Genomic DNA, 17,787 nt, shown 5'->3' on the forward strand with positions numbered 1-17,787 from the left:
CAGCTCTAACAGGTTACTTTATATAACAGCATGTTCAGCTACAGTTTCATCATCCAGTACGCGGACGAATTGTCCTTCATTATAAGGATAGCCTGCTTTTGCGATCTTGACCTTCACGATTTTTCCGACCATATCTTCGGTAGCAGGGAAAACCACTTTCAAGTAGTTATCTGTGTAACCTACATAAAGTCCGCTATCGGGATTTTCCTTGTAAATCTCTTCAGGGATTACTTCAAGCACTTCATTTTCAAACTGAGAAGCATATTCCTTTGCAAGCTGGTTGGATAGCTCGATCAATCTGTGGACGCGTTCGTTTTTCACGTCCTCATCCACCTGGTCTTCCATCCTCGCAGCAGGAGTACCTGTCCGTTTTGAATAAGGGAAGACGTGCAGTTCTGAGAATTGATGCTTCTTGATGAAATTATAGGTTTCCATGAATTCTTCTTCCGTTTCACCAGGGAAACCGACAATGATATCAGATGTAACGGCAAGACCTGGCAATACTTCCTTCAGTCGGTCAAGACGCTCTCCGAAAAATTCCATTGTGTATTTACGGCGCATACGCTTCAGTACTGTGTCAGATCCAGATTGAAGCGGGATGTGCAAGTGACGGACGACAATATTTGATTGATCAATTACCTCGATCACTTCATCTGTGATTTGGCTAGCTTCAATAGAAGAAATGCGCAGGCGCTTTATGCCTTTTACTTGAGCCTCAAGATCTCTGAGAAGTGCTGCAAGGTTGTAATCCTTCATGTCCTCACCATAGCCCCCTGTGTGGATACCTGTAAGAACGATTTCCTTGTAGCCTGCATCAACAAGCTGTTGAGCCTGACGAATGACCTCTTGTGGATCACGTGATCTCATCAAACCGCGTGCCCATGGAATGATACAGAAAGTGCAAAAATTGTTGCAGCCTTCCTGGATTTTCAATGAAGCTCTTGTACGGTCAGTAAATGCCGGTACATCAAGCTCCTCATAAACACGGTTTTTCATGATATTGCCGACAGCATTGATTGGCTGGCGCTCTTGCTTGTACTGTTCGATATACTCAAGCATTTTAACGCGGTCCTGTGTGCCGACGACGATATCAACTCCAGGAATCGCCATGATTTCTGCAGGAGAAGTCTGTGCATAACAGCCGGTAACACAAATAACAGCGTCCGGATTCTTGCGCACAGCCCGGCGAATGACCTGGCGGCTCTTCTTGTCCCCTGTGTTCGTTACCGTACAGGTATTGATGACATAAACATCCGAGGTAGATTCAAACTCTACTCTCTCGTATCCTTGTTCCTTAAATAACTGCCAGATGGCTTCTGTTTCGTAGTGGTTAACCTTGCAACCTAATGTATGAAAAGCAACTGTAGGCATTATCTTCACCTCAATAATTCAAAATGATAGGAAACAGCAGACAAGGCATATAGCGGTGCTGTTTCTGTACGCAAAATTCGCGGCCCGAGACCACATGCTAAAAATCCATTCCCATTTAAAAGGGCAACTTCCTCGGAGGTAAGTCCTCCTTCAGGACCAAATACAATCAGGAGGCTATCGCCTTCCTTCAATTTTGAGAGAGTGGAGGAAAGGACCGAAGCTTCGCCTTCCCTCGCTTCTTCCTCATAGGCAACAAGTTTATAAGTATACTCATTGCTCGCTTTCAGCAATTCTTTAAAACTAATTGGCTCTCTTACATCTGGAACATGGCTGCGATGTGACTGTTCGGCGGCTTCCTTGGCAATCTTCTGCCAGCGTTCAACCTTTTTGGCAGCCTTCTTGCCGTCCCATTTGACAATTGAGCGGGATGCGGTAAAAGGGACAAATTCAAAAGCACCTAGTTCAGTGCCCTTCTGAATAATCAATTCGAGCTTATCCCCTTTGGGCAGACCGCTCGCAATCACGACTTGGACCGGAAGCTCAGTGGTCCCTTCCTCCCATTTTACAACGTTTGCCACAACGATTTCATCGGTAATTTCTGCAATCTGGCAAACCGCGCTTTTTCCCGTGGGCGTGACACAGATGATGTCGTCCCCAGCCTTCATCCTCATGACACGTACAATATGATGATAATCATCGCCGCTAATATTGAACTGTTCCATATCCACTTGTTCATCAATAAAATACCGCTGCACCACAGCACCTGCTTTCTGCAAAGCACGAGCGCCTTGACCGCCCCGATAAGCGTTTAGAGGCCAGGCACTGGAGCTAGACATTTCTCAGATTTGATACATAAGAATTATTAAGACAGAAAAAAGGGGATAAACCGTTCCCCTTTTTCTCCATTATTTCTTTTTGCTGATGATCGCAACCCAGTCTTCCATAGATATAATCTCCTCTATTTCAAAGCCAGCATTGATCATTGCATCCTTGACGACTTCTTTCTTCTGCTGGATGATGCCAGAAGTGATGAAGTACCCGCCATTCTTCACGACCTGGCCTGCATCATCGGCAAAGCGCAAAATCACTTCTGCCAGGATATTCGCAACCACAATATCCGCACCCTCTTCAACTCCGTCCAGAAGGTTATTTTGTGAAATGGTTGCGACATCGTGGACTTTGTTGAGCTTGAGGTTGAGTTTTGCCACCTGCACTGCCACATCATCCAGGTCCATCGCTTCCACTTTTCCTGCCCCCAGCTTAGCTGCTGCAATACTGAGGACACCTGAACCTGTACCGACATCCACAACCCGGTCGCCAGGCTGGACCGTTCTTTCAAGGGCCTGTATACACATGACCGTTGTCGGGTGTGTTCCTGTGCCGAATGCCATTCCCGGGTCTAGCTCGATGATCAATTCATCTGTGTTGACTGGCGTGTAATCCTCCCAGGTTGGAACGATCGTGAACTTTTCGGAAATTTTCACAGGGTTATAGTATTTCTTCCAGGCAGTTGCCCACTCTTCCTCATTCACTTCACTGATTGATACTTTATTCAGCCCGATATCGATATTATAGATAATCAGGTTATTGATCGCTTCTTTGATCTCATCGACTGTTTCTCCAAGGAAACTATTCACCGGGAGATAAGCTTTTACAATAACTCCTTCTTCCGGATAATCGTCTGGATTAAGCTGGTATATTTCTCCGAACTGGTCCTCTCTTTCCTTCTCAAGCTCCAGCGGATCTTCGATTACGACCCCGCTCGCGCCTGCTTCGTGCAGGATATTGGAAATCGGCTCAACCGCTTCATTTGTAGTTAAAATGCTGATTTCAGACCATTTCATTTATACCAACTCCATTCGATTAATCACCTTTAAAGGCACGTTTTACTTTGGAAAAAAAGCCTTCTTCCTGCTCTCCAAGAGGAGACTGGCCACTCACTTCGGCAAACTCACGGAGAAGCTGCTTTTGCTTTTCAGTCAGTTTAGTTGGAGTCACGATACGGACAAGGACATGTTGGTCACCTGTACCATACCCGCGGACGTTCGGTACACCTTTTCCTTTCAGGCGGAACTTTGTACCTGTCTGTGTTCCAGCAGGAACTTTCAATTTCACTTTACCATGCAGTGTAGGGACTTCAACTTCATCACCAAGCGCTGCCTGGACAAATGTAATCGGCATTTCACAGTAAATGTCATCGCCGTCACGCTCAAAGAATTCATGTGACCTGATGTGGAAGACAATGTAAAGATCGCCTGGAGGTCCGCCATTGATACCGGCTTCTCCTTTTCCTGCCACTCTCAGCTGCTGGCCATCATCGACACCGGCTGGGATCTTAACATGAATCTTGTTCCTTCTTGTAACTTTCCCTGTACCGGAACATGTCTTACATCTTTCTTTGATTTCCTTACCTGATCCATTACAGTGATGGCACACCCTGCGGTTAACAATACGTCCAAATGGCGTGTTTTGTTCCACACTGATCTGGCCGCTGCCGTGACAGTGTTTACATGTATCCACTTTAGTACCTGGTTTAGCACCAGTTCCGTCACATGTATCACATTCTTCTTCACGAGGGATTTCGATATCCGTTTCCTTGCCGAATACAGCTTCCTCGAACTTCAAGGTCATCGTGTACTGTAAATCGGCACCCTGCCTTGGCGCGTTAGGGTCACGGCGTCTGCCGCCTCCGCCGCCAAAGAAGGAATTGAAAATGTCTTCGAAGCCGCCAAAACCGCCGCCGAAATCACCGCCGCCTCCGAATCCCTGGTTAGGATCGACATGGCCAAACTGGTCATAGTGAGCGCGCTTCTGGTCGTCACTTAATACCTCGTATGCTTCTTTCACTTCTTTGAATTTTTCATCTGCTCCCGGCTCTTTGTTGATGTCCGGATGGAATTGTTTAGAAAGCTTGCGATAGGCTTTCTTTAATTCATCCTTCGTAGCCGATTTACTGACTCCGAGGACTTCATAGTAATCCCGTTTACTCATGATTACCACTCCCGAATCTTTTCACATAAAGATAATTCTAACATTCCCGTACATTCATACGCAATATTTAAAATATCTGATATGCAGTATTTTGTGTCTCTTTTTTATTTCATTAGCTTTATTAATTTAGTTTGGTGACATTAAAAAAGCCAAAGCCAAGTATGACCTGACTTTGACTTTTTGGGTTGGCTCTTTATACAAGGCTGTTGATTTTCGTTCCAGGCGCTTCGCTTTCCGCGGTGGCTCGGGGAGCCTCCTCGTCGTTTCACTCCTGCGGGGTCTCCCCTGACCCATGCTCCCGCAGGACTTTGAAAAGCTTCTTCGAGTTCGCCCACGCACGATGGAAATGCGTTAGCATTTCCGGAGGAGTCTGCGCGCCTTCCACTACAATCAACAGAGGTTTAAAAAATAGACTGTAAATAACAGAGCCTCTAATTATCTATAATTTATTTATCGTCGTTGACTTCTTCGAATTCTGCGTCTACGACATTGTCGTCTTTCTTTGTTCCTTCTTGGCCTTCTGCGCCTTGCTGTGCCTGTTGTTGCTTGGCAGCTTCTTCGTAAAGCTTGACGCTTAGGTTTGTAACGATTTCTTGAAGAGCGTCCTTCTTAGTGCGGATTTCTTCAATTTCGCCTTTTTCGATTGCAGCCTTCAGCTCTTCTTTTGCTTCGTTTGCTTTATTGACTTCTTCTTCATCTACCTTGCCTTCAAGGTCCTTCAAAGTCTTTTCAGTAGTGAAGACTAGCTGATCTGCTTCGTTGCGAAGTTCTACTTCTTCCTTCAGCTTCTTGTCAGCTTCAGCGTTTTCTTCCGCTTCTCTTACCATGCGGTCGATTTCTTCATCAGACAAGCCAGTAGAGGACTTGATAGTGATTTGCTGTTCTTTGTTTGTGCCAAGATCTTTAGCACGTACATTTACGATACCGTTCTTATCGATATCGAATGTTACTTCGATTTGAGGTACTCCGCGTGGTGCCGGCGGGATATCCGTCAACTGGAAGCGGCCAAGTGTCTTGTTGGCAGAAGCCATTGAACGCTCACCTTGAAGCACGTGGATATCAACAGCAGTCTGGTTATCAGCAGCTGTAGAGAATACCTGTGATTTTGAAGTAGGGATTGTTGTGTTACGGTCGATCAGCTTCGTGAACACACCACCCATTGTCTCGATTCCAAGTGAAAGCGGAGTAACGTCAAGAAGAACAACGTCTTTAACGTCACCAGAGATGACACCGCCCTGGATTGCTGCACCCATTGCAACAACTTCATCAGGATTCACACCTCTGTGAGGGTCTTTTCCAGTTTCCTTCTTGATTGCTTCCTGAACAGCCGGGATACGAGTAGATCCACCTACAAGGATAACTTTATCCAGTTCAGATGGGCTCAAGCCAGCATCTTTAAGTGCCTGGCGAGTAGGTCCCATAGTACGCTCTACCAAATCTGCAGACAGTTCTTCGAATTTAGCGCGAGTCAGGTTTAATTCAAGGTGAAGCGGTCCAGCTTCTCCTGCAGTGATGAACGGAAGTGAAATCTGTGTAGAAGTTACACCAGAAAGATCCTTCTTCGCCTTCTCTGCAGCATCCTTCAAGCGCTGAAGGGCCATCTTATCTTTTGAAAGGTCGATGCCATTTTCTTTTTTGAATTGCTCTACCAAATAGTCAATGATAACTTGGTCGAAATCGTCACCGCCAAGACGGTTGTCACCTGCAGTAGATTTAACTTCAAATACGCCATCACCTAATTCAAGGATGGAAACGTCGAAAGTACCACCACCAAGGTCATAAACTAGGATTGTCTGGTCTTCGTCCATTTTATCAAGGCCGTAAGCAAGTGCTGCAGCTGTTGGCTCGTTGATGATACGCTCAACTTCAAGACCTGCGATTCTTCCTGCATCCTTTGTTGCCTGACGCTCTGCATCATTGAAGTAAGCTGGTACTGTGATGACAGCCTTCGTTACTGGCTCACCAAGATAGTCTTCAGCATAAGACTTCAAGTATTGAAGAATGACAGCTGATAGTTCCTGTGGTGAGTATTCTTTGCCTTCAACTTCCACTTTATGGTCTGTTCCCATGTGGCGCTTGATGGAGATGATTGTATTTGGGTTAGTGATTGCCTGGCGCTTTGCTACCTCACCCACCTGGCGTTCGCCATTTTTGAATGCGATGACAGAAGGAGTCGTTCTGTTTCCTTCTGGATTCGGGATTACCTTTGGTTCGCCGCCTTCTAAAACGGCTACACAAGAGTTAGTTGTTCCTAAGTCAATACCAATGATTTTACTCATTATCAATTACCTCCTGGATCTTTTATGTAGGCTCTTTATTGGTTCACTTTTACCATTGCTGGACGAATGATGCGGTCCTTTAGCATATAGCCTTTTTGGAATTCTTCAACAACAATGTTAGGGCCGTAATTTTCATCTTCAGCCTGCATCACTGCCTGATGAAGGTGCGGGTCAAATTCTTTGCCTACAGCTTCAATGACTTCAACGCCTTCATTCTTAAGGGCGTCCAGCAAGCTGCGGTATACCATTTCCACTCCCTGTTTGAGGGATTTCGCCTGTTCATTATCAACATCCATCTTCAAAGCACGTTCGAAGTTATCGATTGCCGGAAGCAGATCTGTAATAATGCTTTGGGCTCTATATTTAGCGCTCGCTTCAAGTTCAATCCTTGAACGGCGGCGGAAGTTGTCAAAATCAGCCTGAAGGCGCAAGTAACGGTTGTCAGCTTCCTCAAGCTTGCCTTCCAATTCAGCCACTTTCTGCTCCATTGGATCTTGCTGCTCTTCTTGAGCTGGAATTTCTTCATTTTGGCCAGAAGCTTCGTTTTCGGCAAAAACCTCTTCAACCGTTTCTTCTTCCGTCTGGCTGTTCAATTCTTGCTCAGTGTTTCTCTCTTCTGTCACGTTAACTCACCTCCCTAAAAGTATCGCGGCATAGATGCCACATTCTCCCAGGCTGTGCCCGGGATTGATTTATATTTCAACTTAAGCAAACATGCTTCAGTAGAAAACACATGACGATTCAGGATGGAACAGGCTGCTCCACCCTTAATCAATATTTCCATGCTTATTTATTTTGATACAGCTGTGTCAGCACCTTGGACAAATCTGTACTGATCAATTGAAGCAAGCTGATGACTCGTGAATACTCCATTCGTGTCGGCCCTAAAACCGCGATGGACCCGAGTTTCTCCTCACCCATTGAATACGTCGCCGTGATCAGGCTGCAATTTTCCATTGCAGAGTTATCATTCTCCGTGCCAATCTTGACATTGATTCCGGCCGGATTTTGCCTGATCAGATGGTATAAGCCATCTTCATGTTCGATCATATTCATCAGGTTGCGAATTTTATCGACATCATTGAACTCTGGCTGGCTGAGAATATTCGTTTTCCCGCCAAAGAACACCTTTTCACTTGCCGGCATGTTCAAAGTATCCATGATCGTATTCAGGAGAGTGTCATAACTGCTGATATGCTGGCGGAGCAGCATAGCAATCTCCTTGTAGATCTTTGAATTCAGATTGGTAAGCGGAACGCCGGCCAGTCGATCATTCAGGATATTGACCATTTTTTCAACATCTGATGGATCAATGCTGGTCGGAAAATGGAACATCCTGTTTTCTACATGCCCTGTATCGGTTACGATGATGGCGATAGCCGTGTCCGTATTCAAGGGGACGATCTGCAATTTTTTCAGCCTGTTGTCCTTAACAGCCGGCCCTAAAACAATCGACGTGTAATTCGTCATTTCGGATAAAATCCTCGCTGATTTCTGGACGATTTTTTCCAGTTCGTATATACGTTCAGCAAAAATCGATTTGATCGCCGCCATATCGGAACGATTCACTTTTTGTGGCAGCAGAAGGTTATCTACATAAAATCGATATCCCTTCTCGGAAGGGATCCTTCCAGAAGATGTATGGGTCTTTTCAATGAATCCCATATCCTCCAAATCCGCCATTTCATTTCGGATTGTCGCCGAACTGAAATTAATTTCTTCCTTTTTCGACAAGCTCCTTGAACCTATCGGTTGAGCTGAACGAATAAAGTCATCAACAATCACCTGCAAAATGAGCACCTGACGATCTGTTAACAACATCATCACCTCTGTTAGCACTCTATAAGAACGAGTGCTAATTCTAAAAATAATTTATCAATAAACGCTGAGGATGTCAATGATTTGATACCCCGATGAAAGATTGAAAAACTTCATTGCCTAGAAGGCGTCCCTGTCTTGTTAGGCAGATGGTATCATTATCGGTTTTCAGCAGGCCTTTCTTCGTCCAATCATCAAGTTGACTGGAGAATATTTGCATGGGGTTCCGTCCGAATTTTTCTTCGAATCGTCGAACACTGACACCTTTTGTCTTTCTTAGACCTAGGAACATTTCTTCTTCCATCTTCTCTTCAAGCGTCACCTTATGGGCATCCATAATCGGAAGTTCACCGCTGGAGATAGGTTCCATATACTTTTTGAGCGGTCCATAGTTCGACTGTCTCATCCCTTTTACATAACTGTGGGCTCCTGCTCCGAAACCGTAGTACTCCTCATTATTCCAATAGGTTAGATTATGCCTGCTTTCGTAACCTGGAACTGCAAAATTGCTGATTTCGTATTGATGAAGGCCGTTTTTTTCCATATGCTCCATGAGTGTCTCATACATTTCCGCTTCTGCATCCTCACCAGGAAGCAGCAGCTTACCCTTTTGCATTAAATTGTAAAACACGGTCTTTGGTTCAATGATCAGTGAATAGCCAGAGTAATGGACAAGTCCCTGGGAAAAAGCAGTTTGAATGGACTCGATGAAATCCTGCTTTGTCTGGCCGGGAAGGCTGTAGATCAAATCAATGCTAATATTTTCGAAGCCAGCAGCTTTTGCATTTTCAATCGATTCAAAAACATCTTTAGCACGGTGGCTGCGGCCAATTTTTTTCAAAAGCTCATCATTAAAAGTCTGTACTCCAAAACTCAGGCGGTTGACTCCGGCATCTTTCAGGATCGCCAGCTTTTCTTTTGACAAATCGCCTGGATTAGCCTCGAATGTATACTCCGATTCACTGTTGAAGTTCAGCTGATCCTGGATCGACTGAACCAATTTCCCTAATTGCCTTTCATCAAGCGCGGTCGGGGTCCCGCCGCCCACGAATATCGTATCGAGGATTTCCCGATCGTCTTGTACAGTCAACTTCATTTCTTTTGCAAGGGCATCTAGGTAGTCATCTACAGGCTGGCCCTTCATGAACACTTTATTAAAATCACAATAATGGCAGATATGATGGCAGAATGGTATATGGATATAAGCTGATTTCATCAAGATTCACTTCCTATGAGGCAATTTTGCCATGATTATTGAAAAAAGAGGCCAGAATCGCTTGTTTAATCAAGCACATCCAGCCTCCCCTGCTATTTTATTTCTTCGTATTGTTATCGTCCATCTTGAGGACTGCCATGAAGGCTTCCTGCGGCACTTCAACAGAACCAACCTGCTTCATGCGCTTCTTACCTTCTTTTTGTTTCTCAAGAAGCTTACGCTTACGCGAGATATCCCCACCATAACATTTTGCCAATACGTTCTTGCGCATTGCCTTGATTGTCGAACGAGCAACGATCTTTTGGCCGATTGCCGCCTGGATAGGCACCTCGAATTGCTGGCGCGGAATCAGGTCTCTCAACTTATCAACGATCACTTTGCCGCGCTCATATGCAAAGTCTCTATGAACGATGAAACTTAATGCGTCCACTTTCTCAGCGTTCAACAAAATATCCATCTTAACAAGTTTTGAAGGCTTGTAGCCGATTAATTCATAATCGAATGAAGCATAGCCTTTCGTGCTAGATTTCAGCTGATCGAAGAAGTCATAGACGATTTCTGACAGCGGGATTTCATACACGATGCTGACACGCGTTTCATCCATGTATTGCATATCGATGAAGATGCCGCGCTTTTCCTGGCAAAGCTCCATGATTGCGCCGACATAGTCATTTGGCGCCATCATTGTTGCTTTTACATAAGGCTCTTCCACACGGTCTATTTTCTGAGGATCAGGCATGTTAGACGGGTTGTCTACCTTCAATTCAGTTCCATCAGTCATGATGACATCATAGATAACACTTGGCGCAGTCGTGATCAAATCAATTTTGAATTCACGCTCGATGCGCTCCTGGATGATTTCCATGTGAAGAAGTCCAAGGAATCCACAGCGGAAACCGAAGCCTAATGCCTGGGATGTTTCCGGTTCGAACTGAAGCGCCGAATCGTTTAACTCAAGCTTCTCAAGAGCTTCCCTAAGATCATTGAATTTCGCTGAGTCAATCGGGTAAAGACCGCAATATACCATTGGGTTCAAGCGGCGGTAACCTGGCAGCGGCTCAGAGGCTCCATTTTTCGCATTGGTGATGGTGTCACCTACACGTGTGTCGCCGACGTTCTTGATCGCGGCAGTCAGGAAGCCAACATCACCGACAGTCAATTCTGCTGAAGGCGTCGCTTTTGGCGTAAATACGCCGACTTCTGTCACCTCGAACTCTTTGCCTGTCGCCATCATCTTGATTTTGTCGCCTACTTTTACCGTACCGTCAACGACACGGATATATGCGACTACTCCTCGGTAGGCGTCATACAAAGAGTCGAAAATCAATGCTTTTAAAGGAGCTTCAGGGTCTCCCTGCGGTGCAGGAACTTTCTCGACGATCTGCTCCAGGATCTCTTCAATACCGATCCCTGCTTTTGCAGACGCAAGAACAGCTTCAGAAGCATCCAGACCGATCACTTCTTCAATTTCATTCCTGACACGTTCAGGATCCGCACTTGGCAAATCGATTTTATTGATGACCGGCACGATTTCCAGGTCATTGTCGATAGCAAGGTAAACGTTCGCTAATGTTTGAGCCTCAATCCCCTGAGCAGCGTCAACAACGAGGACTGCTCCCTCACAGGCTGCCAGGCTTCGGGATACTTCATATGTGAAGTCGACGTGTCCCGGAGTATCAATCAAATGGAAGGTATAGATTTCCCCATCCTTCGCCTTATACTTCAACTGGACGGAATTCAGCTTTATCGTGATTCCACGTTCACGCTCAAGATCCATGGAATCCAGAAGCTGATCCTTCATTTCACGCGCAGTCAATGCATTCGTCTTTTCAAGGATCCGGTCAGCCAAAGTGGACTTACCATGGTCAATATGGGCGATAATCGAAAAATTTCGTATTTTACTTTGTCTATTAAGTCTATCTTCTCTGCTCATTGCGTTCACTCCTACTATACTCGCGCATGTACACTATTGTTGATTATATCAGCAGGAATATCAAGATTCAATAAATTTAAGAGGAAGAGCGGAGGAGGGAGGCATGAACTGGCCAGGACTATAAGTCCACAGAATGTTCACAGAATATTGGGAACTCATTAGGTAGAATGGTTGGTAGAAAGGATGTGGCTTATGTTTTTAAAGAATCGCTATGAATCGGAAGAATTGAGAGTTTTGAACGCGCTCAATTCGAGAATGGATTTAGCTGAAAAGGAGAAACAATATTATTTCAATCTCAAAAAAGGATTTGAAGGAGAGGTTGTGTTCGATGGGCATCTCAAACGAATAGTCATTCAATCACTGATCCTTAGTGATTTGCTATTTGAACAGAACCATTCTCATTTCCAAATTGACTCACTGATGATTTCACAGAGTCTCATTTACTTATTTGAGGTGAAAAATTTTGAAGGTGAGTATTATTTTGACGGTGAAACATTCAAGAAAATTAATGGGACTGAAGTTAAGAATCCGCTGCTACAACTTGAAAGGAATGCATCTCTCCTAAGACAACTTTTCAAAAGTATCGGATATAAAATCCCCATTGAACCCTATCTCGTTTTTGTTAATCCCGATTTTACCTTATACCAGGCCCCTCTTAACAAGAGAATCATCCTCCCGACCAATATAAACCGTTTTATCCTCCAAATGAATCATCAGAGGTCTATTTTAAATAATCAACATTCCAGACTGTCCGAAAGATTACTATCATCTCATTTGACGAAATCTCCATTCACAAAAATACCACCATACGAGTATGCAGAGTTGCGAAAAGGAGTCTTTTGCCATTCTTGCGGGACGGTTATGGAGGAGTATCGCGGTCGAGAAATAACGTGCGAATCCTGTTCGGTGAAAGAGAATACAAAAAAAGCACTGTTAAGAAGTGTTAAGGAATTTAACATTTTATATCCTCTAGAAAAGCTGTCTACTAATTTGATCTACGAATGGTGTGGAGGGGTATTTCCAAAGAAGACAATCAGGCAGGTAATGAAAGAAAATTACATTATTTCAGGTTATGGGCAATGGTCCATTTATGAATGAAGATGTTGGTCACCAATGTGGTTTATTGGTGACTTTTTTATTGAATCTCGATTTTTTGGGCACCAATGTGGCCTATTGGTGACCCCTTTTTCTCGAATCCCGATTTTTTGGGAACCAATGCGGCCTATTGGTGACCTCTTTTTCCCGTATCTCGATTTTTTGGGCACCAATGAGGGCTATTGGTGACCTCTTTTTCCCGTATCCCGATTTTTTGGGCACCAATGAGGGTTATTGGTGACCTCTTTTTCCCGTATCCCGATTTTTTGGGCACCAATGCGGCCTATTGGTGACCCCCTTTTTCCCGTATCCCGATTTTTTGGGCACCAATGAGGGTTATTGGTGACCTCTTTTTCCGGTATCTCGATTTTTTGGGTACCAATGCGGCCTATTGGTGACCCCTTTTTCTCGAATCTCGATTTTCAGGGCACCAATGCCCGTTATTGGTAACCTCTCTTTCTCGAATCTCGATTTTTAGGGCACCAATGCGGGTTATTGGTAACCTCTCTTTTTAGAATCTCGATTTTTTAGGGCACCAATGAGATTCTTCAAGTGCCTAAAAGTAAAACAGCGGGCCAAAGCCCGCTGTCCTACTATTCACTTCCCTGCAATCAAATCTACTGTTTTCTCGACAACGGAGGATATTCCGTCTGCCAGCTTTTTTCCTAGTGATGAGAAGAGATTGAATGCTTTCATTTCTTCAAGTTTTTTCCGTTTTTGTTCGAGGTCATGGCTGGATATTTCGTTTCCTAAGATGGCGGTTTCGAAGCTTCCGTTTTCCTTTTCGTTAACGCTGAATGCGCTTTTGAATTCAGGGTCTTCGTAGCCTTTCATTTTATGGATGCCTTCGTTTGCCTGTTGCATACCGAACAAGACGGATAAGAACATTAAAGAAGCAAGCATAAAGCTTTTGAGCATAAACATTTTCATCTCGATCACCTTACCGATTTTTTATTGTTTGTCAGCTGATTCCTGCGATTGTGCATCTACTTTTTCCGCCTGCCAGTAGAATTCACTGAACACATCCGCAAGTGCATCCGCAGATCTGTTCAACTCTTCGAAGGTGTTGTCAACGCCGCCAAACTCTATTAAGAGCGCATTTCCGGACAGGTCCTGATTGAACTTCCCATTTGTGGAGGCTCCCTTTTTCTCGATGATTCCTCTGCTTAAGCCCTTGCCGTATTTTTTATCAAGGAGATTATGCAGTTCGCGTGCGAGCGCAAGATTCTTTTCATAATTGGCATTTTCCCCGCCGATGACGAATGCCAGTTTTGCGTATGGTTTGCCATTGATTTGAATCGTCGTTTTATCTTTGCGGTATCCGTCCCGATGGATATCGATAAAGTATTGAAGGTTCCGGTCTCCAGCCATCGCAGCTTGCACAACTGGCCGTGATTCCTGATAGGCTTTTCCAAACCCAAGCCCTTTCTTGCTGAGATTTGCCATTACATCGGTTTTATCAACGGTTGTGCCGATTCCCCGCTGCTCCAGGCTTGACTTCAGCTGGTCGCCTATTTTCGTGACATTAACCTGTGAGTGATATGCCTTATTCGGATCTGTCACTCCTTTTAAATATGGCAGGTACGACTCTCTAGTATGGGTAAAGTAAATATAGACAGCTTTACGGTCTCCGGTGGATAAAGGCGGTGCTGCCGTATTTTCCTGGGACCCTGATGTGAGGTCTTCGGTATTTTGCAATGCTGCTTCCTGCTCTGCCTTCAACACATCCACAGGAGGAGCCGATTCCATCGGCATATTCGTATAATTCGTCCCCTCACCTGCTACTAATATTTTTCCATCAAAAAGGGAGAATCCCGGAAGCTCCCTTCCAAGCAAGCTGCGAGGGTCGTCCAAATTGATATTAGTAGAAAGCTTGAACATAACATTCGACAGCTTCGGTGTCTTATAGTCCTTTGGCAGTGCCTGCAGGAACTGATGGTTTTCCCAACCCATCAGACTGAACAGCAGCTGGCCATTCAGGTTATTCGCGGCCTGGTTAACAGAATCGGAAGTGATCCGATATTCAGGCCTTAGTGAAGTCATCGCTCCGCTTATTGAAAAAATTCCAATGAGAAAGAACACAAATGCTAAGGCTGCTTTTACAACTTGAGTCCCTTGGACTGCTACAATTATTCCAGATCGTTTATTAAGTCTCATTGTTCCACCTCTCTAGTGCAAGTCTAGTAAATGTTATGACTTTGCTAGAAAAGATAGAACTACGAATCCCTTCGTAACGAATTTGAAATAAAGCTGGTAAATTTGCCTAATGCGTGTACATGCCTGTATTGTCCTGGTCGACGTTCGAGTGGAGCGCTGAATTGAGACCGCTGGCAATCAGATTGGCCATATCATCTATGAACACGTCGACTTCTTTAGGAGTCACCATCAGGTTATGGCCTAAAGGGGATAGTACCTCATAAATCAGTTTTCGCTTCTCTTCGTCTTCGAGTGTTCCGATCATTCCAAGGAAGGTTTTGCGATGTTCTTCTTCCGGGAGGTCTTCTTCAGTAAGCTTCTTTCTTTTGCCAAAACTCATCCCGGCCGGCACAAGAGATCTCGAAGGTTTATCTCCTTCTCTCATTTCCTTGCCAAAATGTTTTAAAATGAAATCTATCGTATCACTTGTAATTGAAACCGCATCGACCACGGTAGGAACTCCAATCGCAATCACTGGAATGCCTAATGTTTCTTTGCTTATTTCCTTCCTTTTATTACCTACGCCTGATCCAGGATGGATTCCTGTGTCAGAAATCTGAATCGTAGAATTTACTCTTTCGATGGATCGGGAAGCAAGAGCATCGATTGCAATGACGAAATCAGGCTTCGTTTTCTCCACGACGCCAAAAATAATATCAGAAGTCTCTATCCCAGTCAGACCCATGACTCCCGGAGATAGGGCGCTAACAGAACGATAGCCTTCTTCGACGCTCTCAGGCTGGAGATCGAACAGATGCTTAGTAACCAGTAAGTTCTCACACACGAGCGGCCCTAAAGCATCGGGAGTCACATTCCAGTTCCCAAGACCAACAACAAGGCAGGATGCATCCTCCTTGATTCCGGCCTGTTTGATGAAATGGGCAAATTCGTTCGCGAAAACTTTTTCTACTTTCCCTTGCAGCTCTGTGTCCTGCTGGCGAATGCCGACCACTTCGATCGTCAAATATTGCCCCTGCTTTTTTCCAAGGTTCTTTTCACCCTCTGCAGTCACCTCTACCAGGGATATTTTTATATCATTTTCTTCTTTTTCTTTTATAATGACGCCTTCAATATGGGAGAGATTTTCCTGGGTGTGGACGGTTGCTCCCTGATCTGCCAGCACCATCTCCCTTGCTTCCACAGCCAGGTCAGTCCTGATTGAATACATGCTCAAGTCTACTGGTTCCTTCATTGTCGCATTCCTCCCAACGCAGTTTCGCTGTTAAACAGCATACTATTGCCTATCTTTTCCTTTTACATAAAAAAACATTCACGATACACTAGACTTAAATTAAAGCAGAGTATTGCATTATTAACCCCTGTTTGATAAAATATCATTTGTTCTTAATAAATAAGAAATGTACTGGAAATGTCGAGTTCCATAAAATCTCGATGCTTTTTAGGAGGTGAACGGAATGCCAAACATTAAATCTGCAATTAAACGAGTAAAAACAAGTGAAGAGAGCAGAGCTCACAACATCACTGTTAAATCTACTATGCGTACAGCAGTTAAAAAAGCTGAATCAGCTATCGTGAACAACGACACTGAGGCTAAAGCTTCTTACGCTCAAGCAGCAAGCAAGCTTGATAAAGCAGCAGCTAAAGGTCTTATCCACAAAAATGCAGCTGCCCGCAAAAAAGCCCGTCTTATGAAAAAATTGAATGCTAACGGCTAATTTTTTTCATACAGCAAATAAAAAAACGACCTGCCACGGTCGTTTTTTTATTTTGTCCCTATGTAATTGGTCATTTCCTGCCATTGATCTGAAATAAAATCATTTCAATCAGCATTTCTTTTTTCATGCCGCCGGTTTTCATCTGATAATCTGCGTCGGCAAGAAGCTTCATGATCCTGGTCAATTCCTCATCTGAAAATGCCCCAGCCTGCCCTGCTGCCAATTTCACCCTGAACGGATGGATTTTCAGAACCCCGGCAATCTGCTGCTGGCCATAACCCTTGCGTGCCAGCTCCTTCACCTGATAAATCAACCTGAATTGCCCTGTAATCACGGCAAGAATCTTAATCGGTTCCTCATTTTGTTTCAGCAGATCATAATAAATCCTTAAAGCAGACTCAACATTTCGGTGAACAACCTTGTCAACGAGTGAAAATATGTTCTGCTCCAATGATCTTGAAGTCAGGCGGTCGACTATCTCCCTGCTGATTGGCTGGTTCTCACCTGCATAAAGCGCCAATTTATCAATTTCAGAAGTCAGCATGAACAAGTTCGTCCCTGCGAGGGTCAATAGAAGCTCAATTGCATCGTTATCAATCTCAGCTCCGTTTGCTGCAGCGCGTTCCTTAACCCAGGCTTTTGTTTCCTGTTCACTCAGCTTCTTTGCTTCAATCACAGTAGCTTTCCGCTTCAATTCCTTTGTCACTTTTTTTCGCTCGTCCAATTTCTCATATGGAGCAGCAAAAACAACAATAGAATAGGGTGCTGGCTGGGAAAGATATTCTTCCAGTTTCGCCAGATTATGTTCAACCTTTCCTTTTGACTTTTCTGATGTCAAAAATACTGGATTCTGCAGGATGACCAAGCGCTTTTCTCCCATGAAAGGAAAAGTTTCTGCATCCTCCAGCGCCGCCTCTATTGGTGTTTCTTCTAAGTCGTAAACCGAGAAATTGAAATCTTTTTCTTCTTCGTCCAATACATTGTCCACGAGAAGCTGTTTTGTTTCGTTGATCAGGAAGGTTTCTGTTCCAAACATTAAATAGACAGGGTCCACCTGTTTTTTGCTGATTTTTTTCCAAATGTCCAATACCACTGTTTTCGCTCCGTTCAATCCAGTTTTGCCATATATCTATCGTAAAGAAGCTTGGACATTTTGACAAGCATTCTAAGGGAATTGACCCTCGATTCGGGCCAATTCCCCTATTTATATTG

At 44.3% G+C, this 17,787-nt stretch carries 15 protein-coding genes; 2 read left to right on the top strand and 13 right to left on the bottom strand.

The features are described from left to right. Positions 1 to 18 precede the first annotated feature (18 nt). The 9 genes from mtaB to lepA all read right to left on the bottom strand — a co-directional run bounded on the left by mtaB (position 19) and on the right by lepA (position 11,608). Positions 19 to 1,371: a tRNA (N(6)-L-threonylcarbamoyladenosine(37)-C(2))-methylthiotransferase MtaB gene (mtaB, locus tag RH061_RS16475; RefSeq protein ID WP_311071805.1), complete on the bottom strand. Its 1,353-nt coding sequence runs from the start codon at positions 1,369 to 1,371 to the stop codon at positions 19 to 21. A gap of 5 nt (positions 1,372 to 1,376) precedes the next feature. Beyond that, positions 1,377 to 2,126, bottom strand: a complete 750-nt coding sequence (locus RH061_RS16480; RefSeq protein WP_311076433.1) for a 16S rRNA (uracil(1498)-N(3))-methyltransferase — start codon at positions 2,124 to 2,126, stop codon at positions 1,377 to 1,379. Positions 2,127 to 2,276: 150 nt separating this feature from the next. Then, a complete protein-coding gene (gene prmA, locus RH061_RS16485) occupies positions 2,277 to 3,215 on the bottom strand; it encodes a 50S ribosomal protein L11 methyltransferase (RefSeq protein ID WP_311071806.1) in 939 nt (312 codons plus the stop codon). 19 nt (positions 3,216 to 3,234) lie between these two features. After that, entirely contained in the window at positions 3,235 to 4,362 is a 1,128-nt protein-coding gene (dnaJ, locus tag RH061_RS16490) for a molecular chaperone DnaJ (RefSeq protein ID WP_311071809.1), read from the bottom strand. 446 nt (positions 4,363 to 4,808) lie between these two features. Beyond that, complete coding sequence (gene dnaK, locus RH061_RS16495) at positions 4,809 to 6,641, bottom strand: molecular chaperone DnaK (protein WP_311071810.1); 1,833 nt, start codon at positions 6,639 to 6,641, stop codon at positions 4,809 to 4,811. Between the two features lie 35 nt (positions 6,642 to 6,676). After that, positions 6,677 to 7,264, bottom strand: coding sequence for a nucleotide exchange factor GrpE (gene grpE / locus RH061_RS16500; protein WP_311071812.1), 588 nt, complete (start codon positions 7,262 to 7,264; stop codon positions 6,677 to 6,679). Between the two features lie 163 nt (positions 7,265 to 7,427). Continuing rightward, positions 7,428 to 8,459: a heat-inducible transcriptional repressor HrcA gene (gene hrcA, locus RH061_RS16505; RefSeq protein ID WP_311076434.1), complete on the bottom strand. Its 1,032-nt coding sequence runs from the start codon at positions 8,457 to 8,459 to the stop codon at positions 7,428 to 7,430. Between the two features lie 76 nt (positions 8,460 to 8,535). Beyond that, positions 8,536 to 9,678 (bottom strand): radical SAM family heme chaperone HemW, encoded by a 1,143-nt coding sequence (gene hemW, locus RH061_RS16510; protein WP_463675595.1) that lies wholly within the window; start codon positions 9,676 to 9,678, stop codon positions 8,536 to 8,538. 94 nt (positions 9,679 to 9,772) lie between these two features. Then, positions 9,773 to 11,608 carry a translation elongation factor 4 gene (gene lepA / locus RH061_RS16515; protein ID WP_311071815.1) on the bottom strand — a complete coding sequence of 612 codons (1,836 nt, stop codon included), beginning with the start codon at positions 11,606 to 11,608 and terminating at the stop codon, positions 9,773 to 9,775. Between the two features lie 192 nt (positions 11,609 to 11,800). Here lepA and RH061_RS16520 point away from each other — a divergent pair, with 192 nt between their 5' ends. Then, positions 11,801 to 12,706 (top strand): nuclease-related domain-containing protein, encoded by a 906-nt coding sequence (locus tag RH061_RS16520; protein WP_311071816.1) that lies wholly within the window; start codon positions 11,801 to 11,803, stop codon positions 12,704 to 12,706. A gap of 594 nt (positions 12,707 to 13,300) precedes the next feature. On the opposite strand, the gene RH061_RS16525 is transcribed toward RH061_RS16520, so the two are convergent. From RH061_RS16525 to gpr, 3 genes are all read right to left on the bottom strand, one after another. Beyond that, positions 13,301 to 13,633 carry a YqxA family protein gene (locus tag RH061_RS16525; protein ID WP_311071817.1) on the bottom strand — a complete coding sequence of 111 codons (333 nt, stop codon included), beginning with the start codon at positions 13,631 to 13,633 and terminating at the stop codon, positions 13,301 to 13,303. Positions 13,634 to 13,654: 21 nt separating this feature from the next. Continuing rightward, entirely contained in the window at positions 13,655 to 14,860 is a 1,206-nt protein-coding gene (spoIIP, locus tag RH061_RS16530) for a stage II sporulation protein P (protein ID WP_311071819.1), read from the bottom strand. A gap of 106 nt (positions 14,861 to 14,966) precedes the next feature. After that, the gene (gene gpr, locus RH061_RS16535) at positions 14,967 to 16,091 is read right to left on the bottom strand and encodes a GPR endopeptidase (RefSeq protein ID WP_311071820.1); all 1,125 of its coding nucleotides are present in this window, start codon (positions 16,089 to 16,091) and stop codon (positions 14,967 to 14,969) included. 223 nt (positions 16,092 to 16,314) lie between these two features. Here gpr and rpsT point away from each other — a divergent pair, with 223 nt between their 5' ends. Continuing rightward, positions 16,315 to 16,575, top strand: coding sequence for a 30S ribosomal protein S20 (gene rpsT / locus RH061_RS16540; RefSeq protein ID WP_214704594.1), 261 nt, complete (start codon positions 16,315 to 16,317; stop codon positions 16,573 to 16,575). 70 nt (positions 16,576 to 16,645) lie between these two features. Here rpsT and holA read toward each other — a convergent pair whose 3' ends face one another. Next, positions 16,646 to 17,668, bottom strand: coding sequence for a DNA polymerase III subunit delta (holA, locus tag RH061_RS16545; protein WP_311071822.1), 1,023 nt, complete (start codon positions 17,666 to 17,668; stop codon positions 16,646 to 16,648). Positions 17,669 to 17,787: the final 119 nt, after the last annotated feature.

Origin of the sequence: Mesobacillus jeotgali, assembly GCF_031759225.1 — a bacterium.
GTDB classification, from domain to species: domain Bacteria; phylum Bacillota; class Bacilli; order Bacillales; family Cytobacillaceae; genus Mesobacillus; species Mesobacillus jeotgali_B.

Bases quoted from the DNA above. Each gene is read 5' to 3' on its own strand.
- mtaB (WP_311071805.1), bottom strand. From the start codon at position 1,371: ATGCCTACAGTTGCTTTTCATACATTAGGTTGCAAGGTTAACCACTAC.
- prmA (WP_311071806.1), bottom strand. From the start codon at position 3,215: ATGAAATGGTCTGAAATCAGCATTTTAACTACAAATGAAGCGGTTGAG.
- dnaJ (WP_311071809.1), bottom strand. From the start codon at position 4,362: ATGAGTAAACGGGATTACTATGAAGTCCTCGGAGTCAGTAAATCGGCT.
- dnaK (WP_311071810.1), bottom strand. From the start codon at position 6,641: ATGAGTAAAATCATTGGTATTGACTTAGGAACAACTAACTCTTGTGTA.
- lepA (WP_311071815.1), bottom strand. From the start codon at position 11,608: ATGAGCAGAGAAGATAGACTTAATAGACAAAGTAAAATACGAAATTTT.
- RH061_RS16520 (WP_311071816.1), top strand. From the start codon at position 11,801: ATGTTTTTAAAGAATCGCTATGAATCGGAAGAATTGAGAGTTTTGAAC.
- RH061_RS16525 (WP_311071817.1), bottom strand. From the start codon at position 13,633: ATGAAAATGTTTATGCTCAAAAGCTTTATGCTTGCTTCTTTAATGTTC.
- spoIIP (WP_311071819.1), bottom strand. From the start codon at position 14,860: ATGAGACTTAATAAACGATCTGGAATAATTGTAGCAGTCCAAGGGACT.
- gpr (WP_311071820.1), bottom strand. From the start codon at position 16,091: ATGAAGGAACCAGTAGACTTGAGCATGTATTCAATCAGGACTGACCTG.
- rpsT (WP_214704594.1), top strand. From the start codon at position 16,315: ATGCCAAACATTAAATCTGCAATTAAACGAGTAAAAACAAGTGAAGAG.